This window comes from Microbacterium sp. UCD-TDU, assembly GCF_000340625.1.
Classification (GTDB): Bacteria; Actinomycetota; Actinomycetes; order Actinomycetales; family Microbacteriaceae; genus Microbacterium; species Microbacterium maritypicum.
The window spans coordinates 777,843-803,872 of sequence record NZ_KB454446.1; the positions used below are offsets into that span (position 1 = coordinate 777,843).

21 protein-coding genes are annotated in these 26,030 nt (G+C 63.2%); 12 read left to right on the forward strand and 9 right to left on the reverse strand.

Annotated elements, in window-relative coordinates; translation table 11 throughout:
• Positions 1-36: 36 nt before the first annotated feature.
• Entirely contained in the window at positions 37-735 is a 699-nt protein-coding gene (locus D514_RS0119245) for a response regulator transcription factor (protein ID WP_017829379.1), read from the reverse strand.
• A 143-nt stretch (positions 736-878) separates the two neighbouring features.
• Here D514_RS0119245 and D514_RS38045 point away from each other — a divergent pair, with 143 nt between their 5' ends.
• Together D514_RS38045 and D514_RS26690 are read left to right on the forward strand one after the other, a co-directional pair.
• On the forward strand, positions 879-2,177 hold the full coding sequence (locus tag D514_RS38045; protein WP_017829380.1) for a sensor histidine kinase: 1,299 nt from the start codon (positions 879-881) through the stop codon (positions 2,175-2,177).
• Positions 2,174-3,274, forward strand: a complete 1,101-nt coding sequence (locus D514_RS26690) for a hypothetical protein (RefSeq protein ID WP_017829381.1) — start codon at positions 2,174-2,176, stop codon at positions 3,272-3,274. Before D514_RS38045 ends, D514_RS26690 begins: the two co-directional genes overlap by 4 nt.
• Positions 3,275-3,892: 618 nt before the next feature.
• Here the strand turns inward: D514_RS26690 and D514_RS26700 are convergent.
• Positions 3,893-4,324, reverse strand: coding sequence for an SHOCT domain-containing protein (locus D514_RS26700; RefSeq protein WP_017829383.1), 432 nt, complete (start codon positions 4,322-4,324; stop codon positions 3,893-3,895).
• Positions 4,325-4,457: 133 nt separating this feature from the next.
• Positions 4,458-5,849, reverse strand: a complete 1,392-nt coding sequence (locus D514_RS26705) for a hypothetical protein (RefSeq protein WP_017829384.1) — start codon at positions 5,847-5,849, stop codon at positions 4,458-4,460.
• Between the two features lie 713 nt (positions 5,850-6,562).
• Between D514_RS26705 and D514_RS26710 the strand changes: the two genes are divergently transcribed.
• The 4 genes from D514_RS26710 to D514_RS26725 all read left to right on the forward strand — a co-directional run bounded on the left by D514_RS26710 (position 6,563) and on the right by D514_RS26725 (position 13,548).
• Complete coding sequence (locus D514_RS26710) at positions 6,563-9,271, forward strand: SpaA isopeptide-forming pilin-related protein (RefSeq protein ID WP_017829385.1); 2,709 nt, start codon at positions 6,563-6,565, stop codon at positions 9,269-9,271.
• A 41-nt stretch (positions 9,272-9,312) separates the two neighbouring features.
• The gene (locus tag D514_RS26715; protein WP_017829386.1) at positions 9,313-10,875 is read left to right on the forward strand and encodes a SpaH/EbpB family LPXTG-anchored major pilin; all 1,563 of its coding nucleotides are present in this window, start codon (positions 9,313-9,315) and stop codon (positions 10,873-10,875) included.
• A gap of 139 nt (positions 10,876-11,014) precedes the next feature.
• Entirely contained in the window at positions 11,015-11,929 is a 915-nt protein-coding gene (locus D514_RS26720; RefSeq protein ID WP_017829387.1) for a class C sortase, read from the forward strand.
• A 1,079-nt stretch (positions 11,930-13,008) separates the two neighbouring features.
• Positions 13,009-13,548 (forward strand): hypothetical protein, encoded by a 540-nt coding sequence (locus D514_RS26725; RefSeq protein WP_144052966.1) that lies wholly within the window; start codon positions 13,009-13,011, stop codon positions 13,546-13,548.
• A 136-nt stretch (positions 13,549-13,684) separates the two neighbouring features.
• On the opposite strand, the gene D514_RS26730 is transcribed toward D514_RS26725, so the two are convergent.
• Positions 13,685-13,921, reverse strand: coding sequence for a hypothetical protein (locus D514_RS26730; RefSeq protein WP_017829389.1), 237 nt, complete (start codon positions 13,919-13,921; stop codon positions 13,685-13,687).
• 363 nt (positions 13,922-14,284) lie between these two features.
• Positions 14,285-15,493, reverse strand: coding sequence for a hypothetical protein (locus D514_RS26735; RefSeq protein WP_144052967.1), 1,209 nt, complete (start codon positions 15,491-15,493; stop codon positions 14,285-14,287).
• Positions 15,494-16,659: 1,166 nt separating this feature from the next.
• Between D514_RS26735 and D514_RS38930 the strand changes: the two genes are divergently transcribed.
• The 5 genes from D514_RS38930 to D514_RS38695 all read left to right on the forward strand — a co-directional run bounded on the left by D514_RS38930 (position 16,660) and on the right by D514_RS38695 (position 19,688).
• Complete coding sequence (locus D514_RS38930) at positions 16,660-16,830, forward strand: hypothetical protein (protein ID WP_017829392.1); 171 nt, start codon at positions 16,660-16,662, stop codon at positions 16,828-16,830.
• A complete protein-coding gene (locus D514_RS26740) occupies positions 16,830-17,858 on the forward strand; it encodes a hypothetical protein (RefSeq protein ID WP_144052968.1) in 1,029 nt (342 codons plus the stop codon). The genes D514_RS38930 and D514_RS26740 overlap by 1 nt, the downstream gene beginning before the upstream one ends.
• A gap of 235 nt (positions 17,859-18,093) precedes the next feature.
• Positions 18,094-18,729, forward strand: coding sequence for a hypothetical protein (locus tag D514_RS26745; protein WP_144052969.1), 636 nt, complete (start codon positions 18,094-18,096; stop codon positions 18,727-18,729).
• A 285-nt stretch (positions 18,730-19,014) separates the two neighbouring features.
• The gene (locus D514_RS38690) at positions 19,015-19,293 is read left to right on the forward strand and encodes a hypothetical protein (RefSeq protein ID WP_144052970.1); all 279 of its coding nucleotides are present in this window, start codon (positions 19,015-19,017) and stop codon (positions 19,291-19,293) included.
• A gap of 89 nt (positions 19,294-19,382) precedes the next feature.
• Entirely contained in the window at positions 19,383-19,688 is a 306-nt protein-coding gene (locus tag D514_RS38695) for a hypothetical protein (RefSeq protein ID WP_144052971.1), read from the forward strand.
• 1,497 nt (positions 19,689-21,185) lie between these two features.
• Here D514_RS38695 and D514_RS26750 read toward each other — a convergent pair.
• From D514_RS26750 to D514_RS26760, 4 genes are all read right to left on the reverse strand, one after another.
• Complete coding sequence (locus D514_RS26750) at positions 21,186-22,460, reverse strand: hypothetical protein (RefSeq protein WP_236610922.1); 1,275 nt, start codon at positions 22,458-22,460, stop codon at positions 21,186-21,188.
• A gap of 3 nt (positions 22,461-22,463) precedes the next feature.
• Complete coding sequence (locus tag D514_RS38050) at positions 22,464-23,330, reverse strand: hypothetical protein (RefSeq protein ID WP_144052972.1); 867 nt, start codon at positions 23,328-23,330, stop codon at positions 22,464-22,466.
• Positions 23,331-23,463: 133 nt separating this feature from the next.
• On the reverse strand, positions 23,464-24,324 hold the full coding sequence (locus D514_RS26755) for an AbiJ-NTD4 domain-containing protein (RefSeq protein WP_017829400.1): 861 nt from the start codon (positions 24,322-24,324) through the stop codon (positions 23,464-23,466).
• A 77-nt stretch (positions 24,325-24,401) separates the two neighbouring features.
• The gene (locus tag D514_RS26760) at positions 24,402-25,217 is read right to left on the reverse strand and encodes a hypothetical protein (RefSeq protein WP_017829401.1); all 816 of its coding nucleotides are present in this window, start codon (positions 25,215-25,217) and stop codon (positions 24,402-24,404) included.
• Positions 25,218-25,385: 168 nt separating this feature from the next.
• Here D514_RS26760 and D514_RS26765 point away from each other — a divergent pair, with 168 nt between their 5' ends.
• Positions 25,386-26,030 carry a helix-turn-helix domain-containing protein gene (locus D514_RS26765; RefSeq protein WP_017829402.1) on the forward strand — a complete coding sequence of 215 codons (645 nt, stop codon included), beginning with the start codon at positions 25,386-25,388 and terminating at the stop codon, positions 26,028-26,030.

Below are 26,030 nucleotides of genomic sequence, written 5' to 3' on the forward strand. Positions count from 1 at the left end.
CTGATGGGCCCGAACCTCCTGCCCTCGCTTCTCCGGCTAGACCAGTCCGTCCTCGGCGGCGCGCATGTGCAGATCGATCTTGGTCGGGGCCTGCCGCCCGACGGCGGCGTAGCGTCCACGGATGCGCCGCAGGTGGTCGAGAACCGTGTCTCGGGACACGAACAGCGCCTTCGCGACCTGCTCCGCGGTCTGCCCCGAGGCGTACCGGGCCAGCACCTCGGTCTCGCGGCGAGTGAGATGCGCATCGACGAACCCGGAATCCTCCAGCAGGGCCGTGGCCCAATCGGGTGTCGCGATCGTCTCGTCCCGCATCGTGGCCTCGATCGCCCGCATGATTCGCTCCGGCGACTCGGACTTGCGGATCATGCCGGCCACTCCGGCATACGCAGCCTCACGCACGAGCTTCGCATTCTCACCGCTGGTGAAAGCGAGCACACGAGTCCGACCCGTCGGCCCCACGGCGGCTGTGAGGCGTTCGACGTTCGTCCGGGGAGTGCTGCCGTCGGCGAGCTGCAGGTCGAGGAGTACCACGTCGAGCTTCCCGTTCCCCGCCAGCAGCGTCTCCACCGTGCTGGCCGCCCCGCTCACCCGCATCCCCGGAAAGGTGTTGATCACGGCAGACATGCCGAGAATCATGGCCGGGTGATCGTCGACGATGCCGACGGCGACGTCCTTGCGACGCTCGCCGTCACGAAGATCTCCGCCGTAGCGCGCTCGGCTGCTCTGCCGTGTCATCCCACTCCTCCAGAATGCGGACCCCCACCGGAATATTACCAATCGGTCCGCATGTCCGATCACCGCCGATCTCCCCTATCCGCACGCACGCGCCTGCACCGATACTGGTCACATCGGCGCGCTTCGCGAGGAGGTCACAGGGCATGTCAGCAACAGCGGCGGCCTCCGCAGGTGACTCGGCCGAGATGAAGTTGCGCGATCTGGATCGGGTGCTGAGCCGGCTCCTCGCCACAGGCGGTCTCATGATCCTGCTGATGTGGCTCGTCATCGACGTGGTCGTGGACGATTCGGAATACGCGGGCTGGTGGGTGAGCGGACACGGCGCGCTCGCGGCATCGTTTCTGGTGATGGCGATCGCGCCCCCTCGACTGTTGACCGTGCGAGTACTCGACCACGCCTGGGTTCTCATCCCGGTACTGGGCATCTTCTTGCAACTGACGGCCTTCATCGCGGAGTCCCGCCCTCGCGCGAGTGGCCTCCCTGCCGACTACCAGATCTGGCAGGTCACGTGGATGCTCACCGCCGTCTACCTGTGTTTCCTCGCACTGAGAATCGCCCAATCCCGCGCGGCCTCCAGATCGATACAGCTGATCCGGGTCGCGCTCCTCGGTGGTGCGTTCGCGCTCGCTCCGGCGCTCGGGTTCTGGTGGGAGTATCGCGAGCTTCCGCTCGCACTGGCTTCCCACACCATCGTGCAGTTCACGAACTCGGTGTTCCCGGTTCTCCTCCTTCTGTTCCGGACCAGAGTGATCTCGTACTTCGCCGTGCAGGAACGGTGGCGGGCGCGAGCGGAGGCGGCGTCCGCTGCCAAGGCGCGTCTGGTCGAGGAAAGAGAGCTGGCGCGGCTCGCGCACGACACGGTGCTCGGCACTCTCAACAGCGCCGCCCTGTGGTTCCGCGGTGACACCGTCACGTTGCCCGCTCCCGTCGTCGAAATGGCCCGGGAGGCACTGCACGCTCTCGACGCCCGCGCGGATGACGAGTCGACGGCGCAACCGCTCAGCACCGTCGCGCAGACCATCGTGAGCACAGCGGCGCAGCTCGGTGTCGAAGACGTGGTCGTGGACTGCGATAACAGATCGACGACGGTCCCGGGGCCCGCCGCCTCCGCTGTCGGCGACGCCGTCAGCGAGGCCGTCCGCAACAGTCTGCGCCATGCCCCCGGAGCCGCCCCACGCATCGTCGCCTCCCTCTCCCCTGACCGCATAGAGGTCACCGTCGAGGATGACGGGCCGGGTTTCGACCTCGCCGCGGTCCCCCTCGACAGGATGGGCGTTCGCGAGTCGATCGTTCGACGCATGATCGACGTGCCGGGAGGAGATGCGCTGATCGAGTCCGCCCCCGATCGATTCACGCGTGTGCACCTCATCTGGCAGCATCCCATCGACGTCGCAGACGAACACACGCGCACGTCCTCTCGACACGCAGCGGGCGCATCATGACCACGTCCGCGCTCGTCAGCCGCAGCGCCCGGCTGCCCCTGGTCTGGATCAGCCTCGTCGTGACCTCTGCCCCCATCGTCAGCGCGCTGGCGAAGGGCAGTTTCCGTGAGCCGCAGAACTGGCCGCTCCTCGTCTCTGTCGTCGGCGCCACGATCGGCGTGCTCGGTCTCGTGATTCCCTGGGATCTGCGCAGGGGTCGCCCGCGCCTGCGAGAACTGCTGATACTCACCGGGGCTGTGCTCGTCTCATCGATCATCCTCCTGATCGATACCGCCGCCTATGAGCCGTCGATGTTCACGGTCGCGATCGCCCTGTGCTGCATGGTGATCTTCTTCGGTCACCCGGCCCTCGGGTCGACTGTGGGCTTCGCCCTGATCGCGGCACGCGCGGTGGCCGTGATCGTCGTGGTCCCTTCTCCCGGGCTGACATACATCATCGATCTGTATCCGATCGCACTGCTGTCGATCTCACTCATCTGGCTCCGCTACGCACGGCGCCTGACCCTGAGAGAGCGCGGCTTCCGCGCACGTGCCAGCCTCGCTCTGCAAGCGCTGCAGCAGCGTGAACGTGCCGTCGCCGAGATGCGCATGCGGAACTCCATCGCCTCTTCCGGTGCGTACAGCGCCCTCGAGCGCATCGTGCGCACCGGAGTGGTCACCGAAACGCTCCATACCGAGATCCGCAGTGCCGAAGCCGCGCTGCGCGACCACATCCGCTGTCCAGCCCTGGAGCATCCGCAACTGACGGCGACCATCGCGACCGCCCGCCGAGCCGGCGTGAACGTCCTTCTACTGAACGCGAGCACCGATGTGGGCGAACCCGATCGTGTGATCGGAGACGACCTCGCCGAGGCGATCTCCGACCTCGTCCGGCAGGCGCGCTCCGGTCAGGACGTCACGATCCGCCTGCTCGCCCGGCGGGACGACGAACCGATCGCGGTCTCGATAGTGCGCAATCAGAGCGGAGGCGAGGGCGGCGACACGGAGGGCGCCCCCTCATCGTCCGGGCTCGGGGAGCCCATCGTGCTCGACGCCGGCGGACGCCGCCGTGATCTGGTCGTCGCACCACCCGTCTCGCCGCCGACGCCGGAGGTGTGAACCCCGGAGCCACCGAGCTCCGCCGCAGAGACGTCCAGGAACGCCGCGCAGCAGAGTGTGCGCGCTCGTACCGTGGAAGACGGGGAGGTCCACACTGATGGACGAGATGTTGGTGCGTGCCATGAGGCCGTCATCGGCGGCGACGAGCATGGGTTCGTATTCCAGTGTGACGCCATTGGCGTTCGCCGACCCGACCGACACATCACCACCGGCTTCGAGACAGGCCCCCGCGATCAGCGCCGCGTTGCAGGCGTGGGCATGCTCACGTTGACGTGCTGGTGCGGGGTCGACATCGGCGATCGACGCTGCCGCGTTCGTGATGACGAACGACTGGCGGCGCAGCGGAGCGGAGGCATGCCGCATGATGCGGCATTCGTGATCGGGTATGCGCTATAGCTCAGAGCATCCCGACGGCGATCTCCAGCACACGAGACCGAAATCCCCACCTCTGAGGGCTTCTCCCCCTGCCGCCGCGTCCTGGCTCTTCGCACCGGTCAAGGCGGGATTCCGGCGGTCGTCGCCGCCGAGGCGCCCAGAAAGCGACTGCCCCGCCCTGTGAGGGGCGGGGCAGTCGCTGACAGAGCCGTCGGGCACGAGCCGAGCGAGGAGCGTGCGTCGTCAGGAAAGGGCTTTGGCCTTCAGCGTGTCGAACTCGGACGCCGTGATCGTGCCCGCGTCGAGCAGCGACTTCGCCTTCGCGATCTGGTCGGCGGGCGTGCTCGGCTCGATCAGTGATCGAACGTATTCCGACTGCGATTCGCGCAGTCGCTCGCCCTGCTCTCGACTGCGCTCTCCCATGCCACGCCCCCGCGCGATGAGGTAGACGAGCCCGGTGAGGATCGGGAGGAACAGCAGAAAGACGATCCAGACAGCCTTCCACCCTCCTTTCAGCGAGGTGTCACGGAACAGGTCGCCGATGATGGCGAACAGGACGAAGAGGTAGGTGATGAAGAGGAAGACGGTGAGGAACCACCAGATCAAGTCGCCGAACGAGCCCCAGAAGCCCTGGTAGGGGTAGGAGATGGGAGTCGCGGTCTCGAGAAGTCGCATGACGGTCTTTCGGGTTGAGGAGTGAAGGATCGCTTATCATCCTGTCAACAGCCCCGCGCCGCCGCCGACCCGAGGGGAAAAGAAGTGCCAGATACCCCTACTTGTAGTGGCTGAACTTCGCCGGCTCGCGCCGTCAGCGCACCTCCGGAGCATGGCGTCGAGGCGTCGAAATCGCCTTCGCACGGCGCAGCCCGAGGAGCACAGCACCGAGGAGAACGGCTGCCCCTCCGCCGACGACCCAGCCCCATTCGACGGAGCCACCGGTCGCCGCGAGCGCCCCTGCAGGTGCGGCACCGCGCGCGGCCCGCGTCTCTGACGTCGATCCCGAGCCTGACGACTCGGCCGGACTCGTCGGGGCCGGGGCCGGCATCGTGGGCGGAACCGGCGCCGGCGCCACGCTCACTATGACCTCGAGCGCCGCGGACACCGCAGCCGAACGGGTCGAGCTGAACGAAGAGAACACCTGACAGGGCACGCCGTCGACGCTCGCGGGAGACTGCACCCAGTGGAGCTGGTCGACAGCCGGGCGCACGCCCTCGGCGGCGGCGGTGACGACCTGCGGTCCCGCCTCAGGCCAGGTGACGCACAGATCGATGGATGCCGGCCCGCCGTCGGCCACGGTCACCTGCAACTCACCGTCGCGGTAGACCGCCTGCCCTACCGAAGACTCGCAGACCGTGACCGTCGCACCGGGTGCGGAGAGCTGGATCGGCACGGTGGCGATGTTGGTGAGCATCGTCACGCGGGTCTCCTGCCCCGTGAGCACCGGAGTCCCGGTGCCGGACAGTTCGAGCACAGCGTCATCCACCGGGTCCGGGGGCAGGGTGTCGAGGATGCTCTGCTGCTGCGCGAGCGTCAGGTTCTCGGCGCAGAAGGTCTCCAGGAATGGCGGCTTGTTCTCCGGTTCGGAAATGCACCACACGGCACGTTGGCGAACGTTGCGCTGCGGCTGTGTGGCGTTCCCCGTCGTGATGGCCACTCCATCACGCACCATCGGCAGCTCCGTGGTCAGGATGTAGTGGATGAGCCGCTCCTGATCGGCCGTCAGCCGCGGGTTGGTGTCGAGGTCTTCCAGCGGCGGCAGGATGTCGCCATCCTGTGTGAGGTTGCCGTTCTCGTCGGTGACATTGCAGTACAGCGAGTGGAAGTCAGTGCAGTACGCCCACTCGGAAACCGGCCCGAGGCCCTCGACGTAGCGCACGCCGCAGACCGGGGTATCGACGGTGTTCTCACCGTGCGAGTTATAGAGGAACACCATGCGACCGGCGTTGTAGTCGACCAGTCGCTGACCGAAGACCATCGTGAGGTCAGCCACCGTGCCCTCCGCCTGAGACGGGTCGCTGACGGTCGTCCCCTCGCACAGCGGAGCGGCGAACGGGTCCGTCGCCGGTGTCGACGGCACATCCGCACGAGCGGGCGACGCGAGAGCCGCCAACGCGGCGATCACGAGCAGGAGTCCGGTCAGCACGGAGAAGAGAGTGCGCGATGATCGTCCACGTGCGACGACGATCGGGAAGACATGCATGGAAACCTCCTTGGCACGCTGCCGGCCCCAGAGCACGGCGCGCCTGAATGACGGGAACTCTCTATGAGACGGTCATCGGCCCCGAACGACCACACCGCGGGAGACACAACCCTCACTTCTGGGGGTCGTGATCACGACGCTGGGCCCGACTCGCAGGCCCGCCGGTCCCGGTTCACCTGACGGGGCACGGGGTGCGATCTCGGTTCTTTGCCCGGACCCTGCGCTCGTCACCGATCCCCGAGGTCCACCGCACCCTCCTCCCGTCCGGGAGGAGAGCCCATGAACGCCGTTCCCGCAGATTGCCGCCACGCTGCTCGCCGCAGCTTCTCGTTTGTCACGGTCGCCACCGTTAGTCTCGCCGCTCACGCGGCGCTCGTGCCCCCGCCCGATCAATTTCCCGTCGCCAGCGGCACCGACGTGCAGCTGGGGATCCTCGCCGATGTCACCGCAGTGACGGCATCTTCCGATGGGACGGGGCATATGGGGCTTCCCCGAGCGGGAGTGGCAGCAGCCCCCACTTCTGGGGATTCAGGCCCCTGCGGCTGGCGCTCACGCCCCGCGCGCGGATTCGATGTCGCTGACGAGCGTCGTCCCGAGATCTCGTCACCAGCGCGACCGCCGTCAACGCGAAGGGACTCTTCGATGCCTAACCCCCCACACCCGGCGCGGACGCGCTGCCGTCCCCGGCTCATCTCTGGCCCCGGAGGAGAAGAATGACCGACTCATCCACCCACATCGCGCCGGAAGGAGCTCGCCTTCGAGTGCGCGTACCTCGGCGAGGCCGTTTCGCTGCCGTCGCGGTGGCGCTTCTTCTCGCCATCGGTCTCGGTGCGGCGGGCGCTGTGACGACGGCGGCCCCGGCCAGCGCGGAGACCAACCCCACTGGCACGACCATCCGGGAACCGCAGAAGTTCTACGCGTACACGACCCAGGGGCAGAACCTCGATGTGACCTTCACTCGGACCACGAGCTCTACGATCCCGACACTGCTGCGGATCACCTCCCCCGCAGGCGTCACGACCTTCTGCAGTATCGGAACCGCATCGGGGAGCAGCTGCAGCCGACTCAACCTGACCTCGCCGACGGCAGGGGTCTGGGAGGTCTACTTCTACGCGAACGACGACTCCGTGAGCCTCGGCTTCCACACGTGGAACATCCAGGTCCAGCAGGGGATGAACAACCTGAGCGGCCGGGTGTGGAGCTACCGGTACTTGATGTACAACTCCAACCCCGCGACCTTCGACCTGTGGTACCTGTCGCCACTCGGCTACAAGTACAAGGCGACGCACACAGACTTCTTCGGCGTCGACAGCGTCTTCGAGGCGAACCAGTTCGGGAACGTCTACACCGACACGTGCACGTCGGCCTACCGGAGCATCGAGATCGCCAAGGGCGGCCCGTACTACGACCCTGCGTTCACCAACAAGTCGCAGGATTGCGGAACGCCTTACGCGATCTTCTTCCAGGCACCAGGCGCTGGGCTGCCAGTCTCCGCGGTCGATGCGTTCGGCACCACCCACGTGCTCAATCTCCCGCCGGTCGCCCCGTCAGTGGCTGGTCTGGCCTTCACCCCGGATGCACCGACCACTCGCAGCGGGCAGTTCACGTTCACCGCGACGGCGGCTCTGGGAACGTCCACGCTGCTGATCGACGCCGACGGCGACGGGCAGTACGGCGGGCCTCTTGACCGGACGATCCCCGTCGGTATCGCGAGCGATGGCACTCAGTCCTACGCCTTCGACGGACTCGACGGAGCCGGCAATCCCCTCCCAGTCTCAGTCGAGATGAGTGCCTACCTGACCGTGAACAAAGCCGGTGAGATCCACGTCCTGAGCGTGGATGTGGAATCTCGTCAAGGCATCAGCATGACGGCGCTGAACGGACCGAACAACGGGACGTCCACGTTCTACTGGAACGACTCGTTCCTGCAGTCCGAGCAGCGGTTGCCGTGCCGTCCGGGGCTGTTGGACGCAACCGCGGGCGTGGACACCAGCGGGGGCCCTCGCCACACCTGGAATTGTTTCGGACAGCCGGGCCTCAACCCGAATGACGGAATCGGCGGAGCCTGGGGAGACGCACGGTCGATCGACGACTGGATGTTCCACACGGTCGATGTGCGGACCAACACCGTCATCGTGCCGGCGATGTCTACCTACACGGTGGAAAAGACCTCCGACCCTGCGTCGGGAGACACCGTCTCCCCCGGTGACGAGGTCACCTACACGGTCACGGTGACGCAGAGCGGTCCCGACGCCGTCGACGCCAGCCTGAGCGATGAGCTGTCGAACGTCCTCGACGATGCTGCGCTGGTCGGAACCGTCACATCGAGCATCGGCACGGCGACGCTGAACGGCGCCTCACTCGAGTGGTCCGGCACCGTGCCGGCGGGTCAGGTCGCGACGATCACCTACACGGTGAAGGTCAAGGATCGCGGTGGCCTGGCCGAGGATGGAGACTACATCCTCGGGAACGTCGTCACCAGCGACGGATGCGTCACGGCTGCCGATTGCGAGACCACGCACCCGGTCGGCAGCTACACCGTCGCGAAGAGCGTCGATCCCGCGTCAGGGGCTGACGTCCAGGCAGGCGACACAGTCACCTACACCGTCACCGTCACCCAGGTCGGCGCCGGCGCAGTGACCGGAGCATCACTGGAGGACGACCTCAGCGACGTGCTCGACGACGCCACCTGGAACGACGACCTGAGCGCCTCCTCCAGCACTGCGTCCTTCGACGCGACCCCGGAGACGCTCGCATGGTCGGGCGATCTGACCGTGGGTCAGCAGGTCACGATCACCTACTCGGTGACGGTGACGTCGCTGGGCACCGAGGCGGACACGCTGGCGAACGTCGTGACGAGCGACGGCTGTGACACAGGTGCCTGCGAGACCGAGAACCCCGTGATACCGAAGATCGTCACGATCCAGGTTCTCAAGATCGGCGAAGACTCCACCGGTGAGATCGTTCCGATGGATGGCTCCCAGTGGGCGATCTACTCGGGCGCGACAGGCGGCACGGCAGTGATCGCTTCCCTGTCCGGCGCGGGTTCGACGGGTCTGTTCGAGGCCACGACGCTCACGGCCGGAAACACCTACTGGCTCGAGGAGACCAAGGCGCTGCCCGGGTTCCAGCTGCTCGCCCAGCGCGTGCAGTTCACCGCGGACGTCGACGGTCAGGTTCAGCTCGCACAGGGAACGTCGTCGAACGTGACAGTCACCCACGCCGACGGCGTCTCCACGATCCGCGTGCAGGACGTTCCGCAGTTCGCGCTGCCGACCACCGGCGGCACGGGCACGACCTGGATCTACCTCACCGGCGGCGGGATCGTTCTCGCCGCACTACTGGTCCTCGCTGCTGTCCACGTGTCCAAGCGTCGCCCCGTCGCCCAGATGCAGACGGCATCCCACCCCGAGGCTGACTAGGCCAGCCATCCATTGCACGACCCCTCACCAAGGAGAAACAGATGAACAACCCGTTCACCCGGCGCGGTCTGCGCGTCGGAATCGCCGCCGTCGCAGCAGCGACAGTGGCCACCCTCGGCCTCGCGCTGCCCGCGTCGGCTGCGCCGCTGATCGACCCCGATCAGGTCGGCTCGATCACTGTCCACAAATTCGAGACACCGGAACCGCTTGGTGGCAACAACGGCGGCAACAACGGCAACAACGGCAACGGCAACAACGGCGGCGGCGGCAACAACGGCAACGCTTTGTCTGGCACTGGCCAGCCCGGTGACGGCGCCCTCACCGACACCACTGGCCTCACCCCGCTCCCGGGTGTGACGTTCCAGGTGCAGCAGGTCAACACCATCGACCTGTCGACGAACGCCGGCTGGGCTGAGGCATCCGAGCTTTCGGGCGTGTTCGACGCAGCCGACGCCGAGAACTCGATCACCGGCGCCGGATACACGCTCGGTGCCGGATCGTCGCAGGTGACCAACGCGGCGGGCGAGGCTGCGTTCACGGGGCTTCCCGTCGGCCTGTACCTCGTACAGGAGACCGGCTACCCCGCCGGTGTGACTCCGGCAGCGCCCTTCCTGATCACGGTGCCGCTGACCGATCCGAACAACCAGAACGCCTGGCTGTACGACGTGCACGTCTACCCGAAGAACGCTGTGACTGCCGCCGAGAAGACGGTGACCGACAGCGCGTCGATCCAGCTCGGCGACATCGTCACCTGGACGATCACCGCTGACATCCCCAACGTCGCTACGATCGACGGTTTCAAGATCGTCGACCCCCTCGACGCCAAGCTCGACCTCATGAGCACCACGGTTGTGCTCTCCGGCGGCCGGGTTCTCCTCCCCGCTGACTACACGGTCACGTTTGACGAGGCGACCAACACGGTCACCGTCGAGTTCACCGCGGCAGGTCTCCTGAAGCTCGCTGCGAACAGCGACGTCTCGGTCGTCGTGACTCTCGACACCGCGGTCAACACCATCGGGGAGATCTCCAACCAGGCGCTCATCTACCCGAACGCGGCGTCGTTCGACATCGCTCCGGGCCAGCCCGGGGGCCCGGTCGTGACGAACTCCCCGGAGACCAAGTGGGGCGCGTTCACCATCAAGAAGACCGACGGCACCAACACCCTCCAAGGAGCGCAGTTCCAGGTCTTCACCTCGGCCGCCGACGCCGCCGCGCAGACCAACCCGGTCGAGCTCGGTGGGCAGACCACCTTCGATGTCGACGCTGAGGGTGGGCTGACTCTCTACGGCCTGCGCTACAGCGACTTCGCGAACAACCAGACGGTCGCGGCGGGCGAGGCCGGCTTCATCCAATACTTCCTGGTTGAGACCAAGGCGCCCGACGGTTTCGAACTGCTCGCCGAGCCGATCGAGTTCGCCGTCACCGCCGCCACCACCGCGGCCGGTGTGGACCTCGAGGTCGTGAACGTGCCGAGCAACGCCGGCTTCATCCTGCCGATCACCGGTGGCACCGGCACGGGCCTGCTCTACCTGGTCGGCTTCGCGCTGATCACCGGCGGTGCGATCTTCATGATCGTCACCCGCCGTCGCAAGCAGGAGGCCTGACCCGCACCATGGCGCCGGCATCCTCACGCCGGCGCCATGCGCGGTGATCGCTGCCCAGCCTAGCGATCACCATCTCCCGAGGAGGGGGCGGCTCTTCCCCCAGAAGTCGCTCCCTCACTCTCATCTCCAAGGAATTCCGATGACCGCTCTCGAAGACGCGCCTCTCACGCGCCGCGCCGCGCGAGAGCGCACCCGCCGCAGCTTCTCGCTCACTTCCGCCGGTGTGGCTGCCATGCTCCTGGTAGGAGTCGGCACCGTCACCTACCCCACCGCCGCGAACTGGTTCAGCGACCGCGCCCACGCCACCGAGGTATCCGGGTACATCCAGGACGTGCAGGACCTCGGCGAATCCGCTCTCCAGAAGATCCTGGAAGCCGCCGAACAGTACAACGAAGACCTGCAGTCCGGTCCGCTTCGTGACCCGTTCGTCCTCGACGAGGATGGCCGCGTGAAAGACATCGAAGACGGCTGGGCGGACTATGTCTCCCAGCTGGACTTCGGCACCGAGGCCCCCATGGCTCGCATCCGCATCCCCGAGATCGATGTAGATCTGCCGATCTATCACGGCACCGAAGACGCCGTCCTGGACAAGGGCGTCGGGCACCTCTACGGGACCTCCCTCCCTGTCGGCGGCATCGGCACTCACACTGTGCTTTCCGGACATTCCGGCCTTCCCGGAAGCGAGCTGTTCACGAGGGTGAACCTGCTCCAGACCGACGATCTCCTCTACATCGACGTTGCCGGCACGACTCTCACCTACAAGGTCGACCGGATCCTCACCGTCGCCCCCGACGACGCCTCCCATCTCCGCCAACTCGAGGGAGACGACTACGTGACCCTCCTCACCTGCACCCCGATCGGCGTGAACTCACACCGACTGCTGGTGCGCGCAGAACGCGTCCCGGACATGGCGTCTTCGAGTGAGGTCGGTCAGGTCACCCCCAATGCGACCGACCCCGGCTACCCATGGTGGGCGCTCTGGTCGGGAGCGACACTCCTCGGCTGCATCGCACTCGCGTGGCCCCGCAGGCAGAGAACAGATTCCTATCGGTGACGCCGACACCCGGGATGCTCACCCGCGGCCACGACGGGTCAGAGCCTGAAGGCGTCACGCGGCGAATCAGCGCCGCCTGTGCGTCATCACCCCGGTGCAGCGCTGTGTCGTATCGGAACGAGGAGTCTTCCACTCGCCCCACATCAGCGCAGGAGCGAGAGTCTGATTCTGAACCGCCTCGGAGCCGTTCCGCGAAGAGGATCCGGGTGCCGGGGCCGGCGCTGGGGAGGCTGCGTAACCCCGGCTAGGCGCTGCCCCCCGGATGCGCCATTCCCGGATGTGACATCAGATTGCCACCGCAATAGCGATTCATATCGCGTTACCGCTCACTCCGGACAGAACAAGACAAAGGCCCCGCTTCCCAGTGTTTCCAAGGGGATTCGGGGCCTTCGTGGTGGCGGTGACGGTGGGATTTAATCCAATCCTTCCGCTCGGTTGACTTTTCGCGCTTCTTACTTGGTGTGCGCGCAAAGTGTCAACTCATTGCATCAACTCGAAGCAGTCGACGCCAGCAGCCACTGGAACCGTTAGCCAGCACGCTGAACACATGAGATCGGGGCGATGATGCCCTGCTTCGTCGGAGCTGCCCGCTCCTGCGCCCATCGGGCGGAAATCGATTGATGACACAGACCGTCCCGGCTCGGCCCTGAGATTGCACCCCTGACCCGAGTGCGACACGCCCGGGATGCGTCTGGGAGATGAGCGACTTTTTTAAAGTTTTTGCAGATCGGGGAACTCACCCGCATGATTCCAGGTCAAAACAGGGCACTTTCCCCCAGTGCGTTAGGGGTCGGGAGCGGGCAGCTTGTGGGGCTATTTTCAGGCTCATATGGTTGTAACACAAGCCGCCCCGGGGAGGAAACGAAGAACCGGGAAAGAGCTTCTGATCAGTGAAAAGTTCATAGTATTACCGCTCCGAGCTAGTCATCATTTGACTCTCTAGAGCACGCAATAGCTAGCGAGTATTCGTACTCGTTACCCACATACCTCGGCGGAGCGCGCGATCCGACCGACCCAAAGAAATGGGCTCAGAAGAGCCACCAATCAACCCCGCCCGAATGGGCAGAAAGTAGTCCACTATGGAAAATCTCATCAAGCGAGAAGCATCCTACGAAGTCTTCGACGCACTCCCCCCTGGCGTAGACGCTCACCGGCGAGACCGCCGGTGGGCCAGGTACCTGACACGCGACGCGATCGAGGTCGCTCGCCTAAATCCAGGCAAGGTTGTGAAACTCAGCAACCGACTCGTGGTTGAGGGGACCATCACCCGGATTCGCCGACAGGCGGCCGCCATCGACTCTCAGATTTCTCTTCACTTCGTTGCCGTCGAAAGGCGGGATTACGGGTACTTCGGCCACCTGTACCTCAGCTACGGCGCCGCGGTCCGTGCGGTTGCGGCGCCGTCGGTCTCCGACAGTCATCAGTCGGTCGACAAGAACGACTCGCGTCTCGGCCGCGCTGGTCGAAGGCCTAAGAAGATCCTGTCCGCGACTGAAGCGTCCCAGGCGAGGGCTCGGCTGGATGCCGGCGAGGCGATTTGGCGGATTGCTCGGGATCTGGGAGCTACTCCGTACATGGTGAATCGCGGAATCAAAGACGGGCATCTATCGGCCGCGTGAGACGCGTGCAGATGGCATCACGCAAGAAAGGCTCCCGGCGATTGAGCCGGGGGCCTTTCATGCGTTGGTGGGAGGGGTCCTTCTCGTCGCCTGACTAAGGAGGATGGGCCCCGGGTCCGCGGGACCCGTAGGACACTCAACCCTTCTTGAGAGAGTCGATCCGATCAGCCAGCTCGCCGATGACCTTCAGAGCGGCATCACGCTTCGCCGCGGCTTCCTCCTTGCTTTTCGCGTAGAAGGGGCGGTTGCGATTGGCGTCGTCGACGAGGCCACCGACCTCATGGCGGAGGCGAGCGAAGAGACGAGTCAGGTCCTTCCGGTCGAACTCGGAAGCCTTGACGGAGGGGGCCTGGGGAGCGGATGCGTTTGCCATGGTGATTGCCTTTCAAGCGGTTATGGTGCGGTTGGTTGGGTCAATCATGAATGGAAACTAGTAGGAGTCAACTCCTCCTGAAAAATCGTTCCGACCTGCTGTTTCCTATATCCTCGGGTCGGCCGAACCCGCCGACCGGCAGGATGCAGAAAGGCTGTTCTGAGCGGGCCCGCTACCGCCCCGTTGGGATCGATCGTGGAGGCTGTGCTCCAGCCTTAGACGGGCAACCACGGGCTGAGGATGGCCATCCTGGATGACGATTCGAGGGTCTTCGATTCCTGAAGGAACATGGCGTACTCAGGCAGACAGAACAACGGCGGCGAGGATCTAGCACCCTCGCCGCCGCTGGTGTGCGCGCACCTGTCAGAAGCGCCAAGCTTCTCCGCTGTACCTCTTGCCATCAGCATCCTTGAGCGTCATCGTGGCGAAGAACCGCTCCGCCCCCATCCTCTTCGCTGCCGCTTTCACGGCGTCGAAGATGCCCTGCTTGTGTCCCGTATAGATGTACTGCGCGAAGACGGGGAGTGCTCCGCGCTCACGCTGTCGAGCCATGGTGTTCATCGCCTTTTTCAGATCCTCAGGACTCTTCAGAGTTAGCTCGACCTCGACCGCGAGGGAAACGGGTCGCTTGAGATCGGTTCGGAAAGCCTCAAGGTCAATCGCGAGGTCCACTGGGTGGTTCTGATTGCCATAGGTTCGGCTTGCGTAATCAGTCGTAAGCGTCCAGTGTCCGGGGTTTTCCGCGAGCGCTTCAGATACATTTAGCCGACCCGCCTCGACCTCTTGGGCGATGCGCTCCTGGTCTCTCCAAGCCTTATCGGGATCGATAGCAGCCTTATTCTCGATGTTGTCGTAGCTGGTGGCCATGGTGCCGTAGGTGATGTTCATGTACTGCTCCGGGATCAAAAGCGGTAACAGCTCCAGACCTTTTGGGATGGGAGTCTTGCTTCTCTTCTGAATGTCAGAGACTCCACCGACTAGCTGAGCCGCGACCTGAGTCACTGCGAGGCGGTGTTCGAGATTGAAGAGACGGATGCTTCCGAGCTTGTAGAGCCGGGACACTCGCTCATCTCTCACACCGTGAAAATGGAGCAGATCGTAACCTCTCTTGGTCAGGAACCAGAGCTGAGTCATGCCGATGATCTTCTCGGAGCTGACCAGTCCAAGCTCTTTCAGTGCCAGCGCTCGCTTGTGAGCACTCGCCTTCTTGATGCCCCAAACGATGCCGAGCTGCTTCGAAGTCGCGAGCGGAAACTTCCAGAGGAACCACAGGCCGAGCCGATCCTTGTCAGTGAAGAAGGTTCTTCCGTACTTCGGAGCATTGGGATTTCGGCGCGTCTCTGAGCGGAAAGTGTCTGGGATGAGGTCGACTTCACTAGGGCTATCTGCGCCGATGGCGTCATCTTCGGCAACCACCTCGAACCCATCCGCGATCGTAGTTGAGGGCGGGAGCACCCCTGCCATCACTTCTGGCTCGTTATCCTCGGGCTGATCGTAGTCTTCGTCTTCGAGGAAGTTCATCACCGAATCTGCCGTTTCTTCGTTCTCCTGCGTTACTACATCTGTACTCATTTCCTGCTCTCCCTGGTGAGATCGTCGCTTAGAACAGCCCTCCTGGCTGTAGGAGGCGCTTGTCCTGACCGTTTCGCGCTTTGGAGCGCGGGTCTGAGTCCTATATCGAAACAGCGGGAAATGTGGGCGCGAAACAACTTTCGCCCGCTCCTGCATGGCTCCTGATCTTCAACTCTCTTGAGATCTCGCCTTAGGATCGCGCTCCTAGAATCGCCTCGCAGAACAGCAAGAGGCGGCCTTGCCGCCAGAGGGGGGAAAAGCAGATGCCGAGCTTCGCTCGTCATCAGGCCCTGCCGTGGGCAGTGCCCTGGGAGCGATGCTCCCAGCCGAATGCCTTGAGGCATCTTCGGTATCCCGCCAGCGCTGCGCGGGCCTAGGAGCTACGCTCCCAGCCGAAGTGCGTAAGCACTCTTCGGTATCCCGCTGGAAGGTGTAAGCACCCTTCCAACCTGCTCTCAGGGCGTAAGCACTCCGAGACCCCGCTGAAGACTGCGCCAGCAGACTTCACTCACTGACTACCTGCGAACCCGCGCAGTTAGCCACTCGCCGGATGCACTGCGCATCGGTGTCGCACCACTGCTAACCCTTCTCCCTGGACGAGAACCAACTGCCAGCAGTCGGATGCTGAAAGCCTGCCATCAAGGACTGGCAGCTTTACCCAACAGCCCTACTCGACTCCAGACGATGAGCCGACTAACAAGAATCTGAGCTTCAGCAAGGAGCGGAAGCGGGAGCAGCAGCGGGCATAGTTCCTCAGTCATTTTTCTTTTGGCCAGCGTTCGAGGCTTAGGTTGCGTCTCCTGCTTGATCGTAAGCGCAAGTCAACAGCAGTTGATGGGAGCAGTCAGCTCGGGGCTAGGAGGATGACGCTCACCGATGTCTATCTGCGCCGATGGTGGCATGCCGTCGGCTGATAGTCCTCGCTGGGGTGATTGCGTATGGAAGAACAGCAGCTCATGGGCGAGAAGGTCGGCTTTCATGTTGACCCCTGGTGGGACAGACCAGATCCCTGCTGGGGACGGTGCTCCTATTGCGGGGACGGCGCGTATCGCTACGAGGATGAAGAGGTAGCGGAGAAGGCTCTCGCCCTGGTGAAGAAGTGGTCGTCTATCTGCGCCGATACTTGCAACTCCGATATGTCCTCCTGACTCAACCAGGAGGAGATCATGAAGTTCCATCATCTCGATGAAGACACCGGCACGATTACTGTCTGCCGCAGCCCACGCACCTGCCAGAGGGAATGGCACTACCTGACTGTTGCTGATGCTCAGGCAGCCTACGAAGAGGGCATGCGCGATTCGCTCGTGCCCACGCCACTTACGAAGGAGGCAAGGTGATGAGCACTGCAACAAGAACTGACTTCCACTGGAGTCCGCTCCTCCAGCGCTACAACCGATGCCAGGCAAAGCTGCGCTGCCCTTATGGTGGCGCGCACACCTCTCTGGCTGGGATCGCCCAGGCTGGAGGAGCTGTGGTGTCAACCCACGGCCATAAGGAAGAGCTGATCGTCAGCCCAGTGGTTGCGGGAGCATTCTCGGTTGGCAATGAGAAGCGCAGGCAGACATTCCGTGAGGACGGAACCAAGCTCGACCATCACGAGGCGGCGCGCTGGCGGATCGAAATCGCCAAGCGCTCTGAGGACGAGCCTGTGCAGACTCGGCTGGAGCCTACGCTCTTGCCCGCGCTCGGCTGGGGCACCGCTCCCGTTCAGGCCAGGCCAACTACTCCTCGTCAGACTCACCCCAAGGAGTTCGAGCTGGCTGAGAAGAGCACTGATCCCGGCGTGCTGGCAATGCTCGCAAGCTCTGCCGATCCCGCTGTGCGGCTCGTGGTCGCTCGAAACCCCGCGGCGACAACGGACACCCTCGAGGGATTGGCTCTGAGCGAAGACAATGGCTGGAAGGTCTACCGGCTGGCTGCACTCGAAGAGCTGGGATTCCGGTATCAGGACGAGCGGGACGCGGCAGAGCTTGAAGCCTGCTCGCGGATGGAGCGGGATGGGGTGCTACCGAAGCTCGCCACCAGTGCTCCCGCAGCCGCAGTGGTCGCCACGATCCCGCAGCGCGCATGGCACCGCAAGCCGCAGCGTGCTCGCCGTAGCCTGATCAGCCGAGCCGTCGATCAGCTCGCCCGGATGATGGGCAAGTCTCTCAAGCTCGCGGGCTGGACTCGAAACCGGGTGCTGAAGAGCATCATCGGTAAGAACGGCATGAGACTGATTTACCTACCGAGCAGCATCGCCAAGGATCTGCACATACGAGAAGTCACCGGCTGGATGCTGGACTTCTTTGGCAGCCTGGAGGGCGATGCCAAGGCCCAAGCACGAGTGCGCCGGAAGCTTGCGCGTTCGTTCGGTTTAGCCTGACCGCTGTTCCGATATAGAGGCAAGGAGGGACGCTAGCGACCCTCCTGCATGAGAAACCTCCTTGCGGTGATTTCCGTTGATAAGTGGCAGATGATCTCCTCCAAGATCAGATGGGCCGCAACCCACCTTCCCGGGTTGCGGCCCTTCTTCTTGCTCTCGGTGCTCGTCTATCTGCGCTTGTACTTGCACTTTGATATGGGGCTGTGATCGTAGACACCTTGGAGGTTAGATCATCATGGAAACCAACTTCTGGACCCAAACCCTCGCAACCATCCGAAAGAACCTCGCAGCAATCCTTATTGCCTCGGCAGCAGTGGTCGCAGTCCAGCTCTCGTGGATCGCTGGCCCGCTCGCTACCCCCGGCTCTGCCTCGGTGACTGAATCCGGCTTCTGCGTGAAGGCCGTCGGCTACGAGGGAGAGTTCGAAGGTGACCGCGCCTTCAACTGCGACGGCAAGCCAAGCGCGCCGGTGCTTTCACTCGCCGCTCCCCTTGCGGGTTCCACTCCCGCCTGCGTGCTCCGGCCCGGAGCGCTCGGCATGGACCCCAAGATCACGATGAACTGGGCCGTTCCGGCTGAGATGAAGGGATACACCGTCAAGGAGACCGAAGTCGGCATCATGCGGGAGGGCGTCATCCAGCCGATCAACCGTGATCTGCTCGGAGCGGTCAGCACCGCTGGCGATCCAAGCAAGTACGGAACAACCTTCACTGCCAAGCAGCTCTCTGGTGGCCTCGCTGGACAGGCCTGGACATTCGGAATCCGTTTCGTTGACCCCAAGAGCGGCAAGGCATCGGCATGGCTCACTGGAACCGCCGCAATGGGCAACGCGGGCACCAACCCTACTTGCTCGGTAGGAGTGGTCAAGTAATCACAACGCTCGAAAGCCCCCGGACACCCCAGCGTCCGGGGGCTTTCTTGTGCCATCTGGGCATGCTGAAATCGCAGTCTCAGCGCGCAGCCTGGAGCATCGATCCCCTCGATGCTGTGGCCTGCCCCTCAGCCCGTAGCCTGCGAACTCGGGCTGAAACCGTCCGGCGCGGATGACGATACATGGATCCTGCTTCCTTGGCGATGGTTGACCCTCCTCGCGCGCGGGTGTGCGACACAACAGCCGGCGCCTGTTGTTAGAACAACCTTCGACCAAGGAGGAACCATGAACAGACTTGAGCAGAACCAGGCTGCAGCTCGCCGTTCATCCGAGATCGCGGCAGCGCGCAGAGCCAGGATCCCCGGCTGGACGGAGCCGACTGAACACATGACTGAGCGGCGACGGCTGATGAATCGCGAGTTCATGAAGGCTCTGGGAGGCGCGGACGCCTTCTATGCGCTGAAGGCCGAGCGCCTGGTGGGACAGGCAGGAACATCTGTTGACTCGCCCGAGACTGCGATCTCAGACACCATCATCGACCCTGCGCACATGCTGACCGCCTGACGATGATCGACGCTGAGACGGGCAGGTAGTGATGCCCCTCGATATGAGCGATGTCCCCACCGGGACATGACTCATCTGGAGGAATCATCATGTATCTACCTACGCCCGCTCTCGGCGAACTCGTGAACTCTGCCATTAGCGATTGGATCGGCCCGGTTCTGGTCGGCATCATCGCTGTAGTGGCGATCGTCCTACTCTGGAAGCGCCAGTTTGCTGGCTTCCTGACCTTCGCAGCGATGGCCGTGCTCGCGGCTCTCTTCGTCTTCTTCGGCGGCGACCTCTTCGGCAAGAACGGCAACATCTCGAAGGCCGGTAAGGATGTGGCCAAGAAGATCAATGCTGTCGACCTGACGACGACAACCTACGGCCCCGATTTGCTCGACTTCGATCAGTGAGCCTGAGGCCCACGAGTCGTCGATCTAAGCTCGCCGTCTCGCTCACTCCATGGCATCGAGCCTCGAGACAAGAACAAGGCGTTGGGGAGCGGGACTAAAACAAGGCTTTGACGGACGGGAGTGACCCCGGCAATGAACGCAGGAAAGACACGCCCGAGAAACTGCCGCACCGCCCAGCGACCGCCGCCGCTTTGATATTGCACTACGAATCGCTCGGCCCGGTGATCTGAATCTCGGGCCTGGAGACTCAGATCGCCGGGCCTCGATTTGCTTGCCGCCCAGGATCTCCAAATAAACAAGGTCCCAGTAGGTGGGTTGCTGGGTGTCGAGATCCGGAGAAAAGCGTGCGGGGGTTCACCAGCCCCAAGAGGAAAACCAACTGGAAGCGCGAGAGGCCGGGCAGCAAGTCTTCTGCCCCAGCTCAGATGGTCCTCAGCTATATGTACCCCACCGCTGAAAAAGAGTGGGGCACTCACGAGGTAGAAACGACTGTGAGTGGGAACCGGTCGCAGATACGCTTCCAATCCAGACGCCGAAATAGCGCCCCTGCTGGGCAGGCTAGACAGCTGGATGACTGAGTTCCTGATGCGGACGGAGAGCAGATCTCCGGCTTTTTCCCGGAGCTGGAGCATTGAGGAAGAACTGGGAGAAGACTCGCTGCCAACAGCCGCTGCTCAACAGATGACTACAGGATCGCCAGACTGACGGAAACAACCCCCGCGCTGAGGCGATCATCCGCCGACTGCTCCCCCGCCTCTCCGAGGGCTCTCCGAGGGCTCTCGCAGCGAGGCTGCCAACGCGAGTGCGTTGGATCACCTTGAGCTCTGGCGAGAACGCCATCGGGCAGAAACGCTCGCTGCCGCTCACGCAGATCTGCCTCCGGCTCGCCGCCTGCTGCTCGGGCGCACACTCGCCAGACTCAAGCCTCGGCCCCCAGGCCTCGGCACCCTCACGGGTTTTGGGATTGGATCTCTGTTGGAAGAAGCGCCTCCCGCTCCTCTCCCGAAGCAGCTGGCGCTGACTTACCTCTATCCCGCGAGAGGTTCAGCACCGAGGCCGCGGCGGAGCCCGGACCTGTATCTCAACTACCGCGGCTGTCGATGGGCTCTCCTCTGGATTTCGATTGAGGGAGCCCCGGAGGGGCTGCGCCGAAGGCGCTGAGGTATTTCCGTCGGATGGCCCGCAGGGCAGGACTCTCCGCCCCACCTGAGGGCGCTGCTCGCCTTCTGAAGCCGGAGGGCGAAGCCCGGAGCGCTCCAGAAGAGCCGGGGGCTCGGGGGCCGGATTAGGTCCCCGGGAGGCCGCGCGGAGCGGCCCTCGGAGAGTGGCGGAGCTACTTCGTAGGCGTGGTGCCACACAACGGTGCGATCACCCGTCTACCTTTTCCGTACCCAGAGCACAGCGGCAAGAGGTGTGCGCGCACCCACCTAATCAGACTGCAACTCTGAGCAGCGGCGTTCACCGACATTCATGTCAGCGGTTTGGGACCGTTGCTACTCACAGCATGTATGTCTGTAGCTCCTTGTGTTTCTCTTCCCAGTCTGCACACCTGGGATGGGTGGCGAGCCAGTGGCGTGTTGCTCCGAGAGCGGAGTAGATCTCCCTCAATAGCTCGATCTGCTGATGGATGAAGGTCCGATCGGTGAGATTGGCGCGAATCCGGTGCGCAGGCCCCTGGCGGGCGTTCCTGACGAGCGCCATCGGCGACACGATCTTCCTCGCCTTGTCTTCCGCCACACCACCGCTCTGCAAAAAGCGCTCGAATCTCTTGAGCGTCCCCATCCGCTGCCCTCGCTCGTCGACGCTCTCAATGCCGGCGGCCTTGAAGAACTCGGACCGCAGGTTGTCCGAAAGTAGCTTGTCGAGCTGAAGCACGAAGTCGTCCCACTCCCGCTGCGACGGACGAAGGAGCCACCCCATCTCAGCGGGGCGATCAGTAGAGCGGAACATCTCTTCGCCGAAGGCGAGGACTGCCAGCTCGTTGAGGTTTCTCAACTCCATGAAGAGCCGGGTAAACGGCCCGACGCCATCCGGCCAACGGCCCATCTGCCCGTTCCACCACAGTGGATGCGGCTCAAGATTCGCTCCGTCGACTTCGTAGGTTTGCCACCGGCGCTGATGCTCCGGAGTCAGCGTAATGAGGTCGCAGTAGAAGACGGCGACCCGCCGCTCGATGGGAGAATCCGCGTCCTCCGGATCGTAGCGTGTCAGGTCATAGGCGAAGCCGATGTGGTTCAGACCGACATGGTCTCGTTCAAACACATCTTCGTCCTCGAATGCCTCATCACTCAGGCCCATGCTTGCACCCGAGTCACCGAAGCTAAATCGGAATCGGCTGTCGTTGCGGTATTGCTCAAGCACATCGAACTGGAAGTAAGCCAGCTCAAGGGTCCCTTTGCCCCGTGCCATTGCTCGGGCGTAGGGACGGCCGTTGAGCTTGCTGGAGAGCCGGACTCCCTTCATGCCTGCCGCTGTTGGATACAGGCAGACACCGTAGTCGGCCCTCGACAGCTCGTTGATGTCCTGGATTTGCTCCTCTATCGAGCGGCGAGACGGCCACGGACGAATGTGGATGTTCATGTAGTCAGCACCGGTCATCACCTCGATGAGACCAGCCTTCAACAGCTCGATCGCAGGCGCCCGGGCAGGCTCAACAAGTTTGGACCGGATGTGGAGACCGTTGAACTCGCCCGAGGTGAGGTAGCGTTCACGGATGCGCCCCATTAGCTCCGTTGCTTCGGAGCTAAGTTCTGGCCGACGGTTCACCATCATCGGCTAGATTCTGAGATCCCTGGTGATCCAAATCCCGATCTCACGCTTGATCGAGTTCGCGATGTCGAAGCCGTCGAACTCCTTATACAGGCGATGAACCACATCGGATGGCATGTTCGGAAGGCGCTTCTCCTTGAGAAGCAGGGAGCGCTTAGCCCGACCCATGAGGTAGCCGAGCTCCAGCGACACATTGGGATTGAAGTCTCGCTTTTCTATGTCCTCGAAGACGGCGATCCCGTACTGACAGCCAGTCAGATACACCTCAATGTTGGACCAGACCTCTCCCGTGTAGTCGCGGTCGTCAGCACGCACAGCATTCAAGCCGTGCTCGGCGAGACCCGCGACGATAGCCTCGTGGATCTCTCTCATCTGGGGAGAGTCGCTGAAGCGCATCATGATGAAGACATTGCGGCTGGGCTCGGGGTGGTCCTCGAGGAACTTCCTCAGGTAGGGCTCTAGATGACGCACATGCTCGATGTCCCCGAGCTTCGACAGAGAGTGCATGGTCTCGACCTCTTTTGCGTGGACGGCCGCCGCTTCTGCAATCTTGGTAGTTCGATCGGCGTCAGTCGGAAGTGGTAGGGACACCAGGGCGCTGACCGGTAGGCCGAGCTGGTCCTGCGAGAGACGGGCAAGGGCCGCTGGAGCGTGAAGCTCGCCAGGGCGATCCAGCCAAGTCAGTTGGGCCATCCCCGTTGCGGGGCTGCTCGCTGCGATGATCTGGGCGCTATCCCGAAGCGTGGTGAGCGAGAATGGCCTGCCAAACGGGGATGTGTGGAGAGGCATCCCCAAGCTGGCAAGTTGGCGCTTCAGCGCCTCACCGAACTCATCGATGACCGTCTGCACGCTCGTCTTTGTGGCTTCGTCCATGTCACCCCTGACATAGGCCGCGCCTGGCCACTCCAAACCCAATGTCGCTCCTCTCCGCAGTGCCACTATGTCTGACCCTACTGAGCACTACCGACAAACAGTGCGGTGGTCATCGACGCGCCTCCGGCGCCGCTCAGATGAGGCCGGACTTTCTTCCTTCATCGATAAGGTACGAGACGAAAGCCGAGCAACTGACGAGCATGTACTTCGCCATGGTCTGGTCGACGGATGCCGCGTCGATGGCACCGTGCCGAACTCCATCCTCGTCGGAAGTCCAGCCGTAGATCTTCAGCCACCCCTCCTTCAGTGCGGGATGGATGTCGAGACCGGCACTTTGAAGCTTCTTCAGACCAGCGCCAAGCGTGCCTTCCCCGGTGATCTTCTTCGTGATTGCTTCGACCGCCGAAATGGACTCCTTGACAGAGTTGGCGTAGTCGGGGCTCTGCCGATCTGCAAGGAGTTCTACAGCACGCTCCAAACTGTGCCGCGCTCCAGCGATTGAGACCGTATCGGTCAATGCGGCATCCACTGACTCGGCTTCTGCGGTCGAGTCGACGGGAGTGATCTCGTTACCGATGAACCTGAATCCCACGAGGTACTTCTCGAATCGATCGTTCAGTGCGTTCGTGAACGCGCCACTGGAATCCTCTCCCCGCTCTTTGTCCGCCTGCGCCAGAACCTTCGAAGCTCGTTCGAGAACATCAAGCGCGTCGAACCACTCGCCCTCAAGAATCTCTTTCTTGACGAGGGTCCATGTTGCCGCACGACGCGGCTGCTCATCCCGAGGTCGTTTGAAGTGATTCACCCACATGCTCGTCAGCAGCTCGTCGTGGGTCGGGCCACTGTCGTGATACCCACGCAGCTGCTCCTCGAATACTTCCTGAAGGATAACCAGGACATTCCAGAGAGCCGTCCGAGTTTCGTCGTCGAGGCTTTCGCTCTGAACGAGAGTTCGGCTTGCTCGAAGTCCCATGCGCTCTGCAAATGTTGGCATGGTCTGAGGCTAGCGGCCTCCCTCGACAGAACGCGTTGATCGATACTGCCAGTCCGGCAAGAGCAGCGCTGCGCCCTTCACCGTCCAGTCCGTCGCGGCCGACTGCGGTTCTGAAAGGCATCGATGAGAAGGTTGGTCCGGTCGAGAGCGGTCGAGTAGAGCGACGCCACAAAACTCATTCGCGAAGTTCGAGTGACTGATGCTCCGCGCGGCCCCTCCGGGTGTCGCTCCATGATGTTTAGGAGTGAGACCTGATTGGCATGAGTGACCGCGCTACAGATCCGCCAGACCTCAAGGCCACTGAGCACATCCATCCCGTTTGTCCCGCTCGGGTGCATCCTGTCGGTCAGCTCGATCACGGAGGTCGACTGGACTGCATCCTCGAAGGAAGAGTGATCGATTCCCCTGAGACTACGATGATTAGCTTCGGCGGTGCTCGCGAGGGCTTGGTGGTCGCCGGAGTGCCGACCTACTACGGTCTTCCACAGGGTCCGATCAGATTCGATGTTCTGCCGGTAGACGCGGAGGGTTCTGCTCGCTGCGAGATCTTCGCTCTTGGCGTCGAGTATCCAGAGCGCCAGCGATGATGCCTCCATGGCCGACCGGATCAGCGAGTAGAGAGCGAACATCGGCAAACCTCCGCGAAGCACCGCATCAACTTCGCGCAGATTGTCGGCTGCCACCTGAGCGAAGACTCGGACCTGTTGAGAGGTCTCGTAAGGCTTTGTCTTGGCGTCGACTCGGCCAAGCCAGCTGTTCTCAGGTGGAGTCGGCAGTCTGTGGCTCTTCTGCACCACACGGATCAGCGTCGGCTTGCAGGTAGCGATCTGTCGCTGGCCCCACTGCTCGAGTGCTGGCCCCTCGCGGGTGTCGAGCAGCTCCTGGGGTTCCATGCTCCAAAAGTAGCTCAGCGGAGAGCAGCTGATCTTGGCCTGATGGGACCATCGCTCTCACCTGTTCGCAAACGAACGGTTGCGAACAGCTCAGGATCAGCGTGGTTCGAGGCGCTCCGATATGGACATTTCGTCGGTACCAAAGACCCGCACCGCGAAGGAGAAATCATGACCAAGATCGGACTCACGAGGCCGAGTGCCCGAAGGAAGGAACCGACCCCCGACGAGCAAACTCGGCTACTCCTGGAGTACGGCGTAGCCGCTGAGAACATCCATCAATCTGTCGAAGCCGTGCTCACTGAGATGGTGCTTGCCTTGAATGACGAAGCGGCTCTCGGCGGAGAGATTGAGATCGTGGTCAGCTCGCTTTCGAGGCTAGGACCGAAGATCAGGGATCTACTCGAGAAGTTGGACGCAATCAACTTCGGAGAAGCGAAGCTCACCGTGCTCGGCCCTGAGTACCAGTCTCAATCCATCCAGCAATGGCGAATCACGGTGAGGAACATCGCGGACATGTTTTTCGAAGACATCGCTGAAAAGAAGAAGGACGCTGCGGCAGCGGCTCGCGAGCGGAAGGTGCCGATCGGCCCCACGCCGAAGCTTTCAACTCGGGATGTGGAGTGGATCTGGGAGCAGGCGGAATCCAGTGGTTGGGGGCCGAACCGGTTAGCCAAGGAGCTAAGGCGGGAGCGAAACATCTCGGTCAGCTACAAGACGGTATTGCGCGTGCTCGGTCGAGACAAGGGCCGAAAGCCCTATGTGCCGCGAGACAACCACAAGTTCTTGAAGCGCGATGACGAGCGGAGGGGCTGA

Excerpts from the sequence above, each read along its gene's own strand:
- D514_RS0119245 (WP_017829379.1), bottom strand. The coding sequence starts at position 735 with ATGACACGGCAGAGCAGCCGAGCGCGCTACGGCGGAGATCTTCGTGAC.
- D514_RS38045 (WP_017829380.1), top strand. The coding sequence starts at position 879 with ATGTCAGCAACAGCGGCGGCCTCCGCAGGTGACTCGGCCGAGATGAAG.
- D514_RS26690 (WP_017829381.1), top strand. The coding sequence starts at position 2,174 with ATGACCACGTCCGCGCTCGTCAGCCGCAGCGCCCGGCTGCCCCTGGTC.
- D514_RS26700 (WP_017829383.1), bottom strand. The coding sequence starts at position 4,324 with ATGCGACTTCTCGAGACCGCGACTCCCATCTCCTACCCCTACCAGGGC.
- D514_RS26705 (WP_017829384.1), bottom strand. The coding sequence starts at position 5,849 with ATGCATGTCTTCCCGATCGTCGTCGCACGTGGACGATCATCGCGCACT.
- D514_RS26710 (WP_017829385.1), top strand. The coding sequence starts at position 6,563 with ATGACCGACTCATCCACCCACATCGCGCCGGAAGGAGCTCGCCTTCGA.
- D514_RS26715 (WP_017829386.1), top strand. The coding sequence starts at position 9,313 with ATGAACAACCCGTTCACCCGGCGCGGTCTGCGCGTCGGAATCGCCGCC.
- D514_RS26720 (WP_017829387.1), top strand. The coding sequence starts at position 11,015 with ATGACCGCTCTCGAAGACGCGCCTCTCACGCGCCGCGCCGCGCGAGAG.
- D514_RS26725 (WP_144052966.1), top strand. The coding sequence starts at position 13,009 with ATGGAAAATCTCATCAAGCGAGAAGCATCCTACGAAGTCTTCGACGCA.
- D514_RS26730 (WP_017829389.1), bottom strand. The coding sequence starts at position 13,921 with ATGGCAAACGCATCCGCTCCCCAGGCCCCCTCCGTCAAGGCTTCCGAG.
- D514_RS26735 (WP_144052967.1), bottom strand. The coding sequence starts at position 15,493 with ATGAGTACAGATGTAGTAACGCAGGAGAACGAAGAAACGGCAGATTCG.
- D514_RS38930 (WP_017829392.1), top strand. The coding sequence starts at position 16,660 with ATGAAGTTCCATCATCTCGATGAAGACACCGGCACGATTACTGTCTGC.
- D514_RS26740 (WP_144052968.1), top strand. The coding sequence starts at position 16,830 with ATGAGCACTGCAACAAGAACTGACTTCCACTGGAGTCCGCTCCTCCAG.
- D514_RS26745 (WP_144052969.1), top strand. The coding sequence starts at position 18,094 with ATGGAAACCAACTTCTGGACCCAAACCCTCGCAACCATCCGAAAGAAC.
- D514_RS38690 (WP_144052970.1), top strand. The coding sequence starts at position 19,015 with ATGAACAGACTTGAGCAGAACCAGGCTGCAGCTCGCCGTTCATCCGAG.
- D514_RS38695 (WP_144052971.1), top strand. The coding sequence starts at position 19,383 with ATGTATCTACCTACGCCCGCTCTCGGCGAACTCGTGAACTCTGCCATT.
- D514_RS26750 (WP_236610922.1), bottom strand. The coding sequence starts at position 22,460 with ATGATGGTGAACCGTCGGCCAGAACTTAGCTCCGAAGCAACGGAGCTA.
- D514_RS38050 (WP_144052972.1), bottom strand. The coding sequence starts at position 23,330 with ATGGACGAAGCCACAAAGACGAGCGTGCAGACGGTCATCGATGAGTTC.
- D514_RS26755 (WP_017829400.1), bottom strand. The coding sequence starts at position 24,324 with ATGCCAACATTTGCAGAGCGCATGGGACTTCGAGCAAGCCGAACTCTC.
- D514_RS26760 (WP_017829401.1), bottom strand. The coding sequence starts at position 25,217 with ATGGAACCCCAGGAGCTGCTCGACACCCGCGAGGGGCCAGCACTCGAG.
- D514_RS26765 (WP_017829402.1), top strand. The coding sequence starts at position 25,386 with ATGACCAAGATCGGACTCACGAGGCCGAGTGCCCGAAGGAAGGAACCG.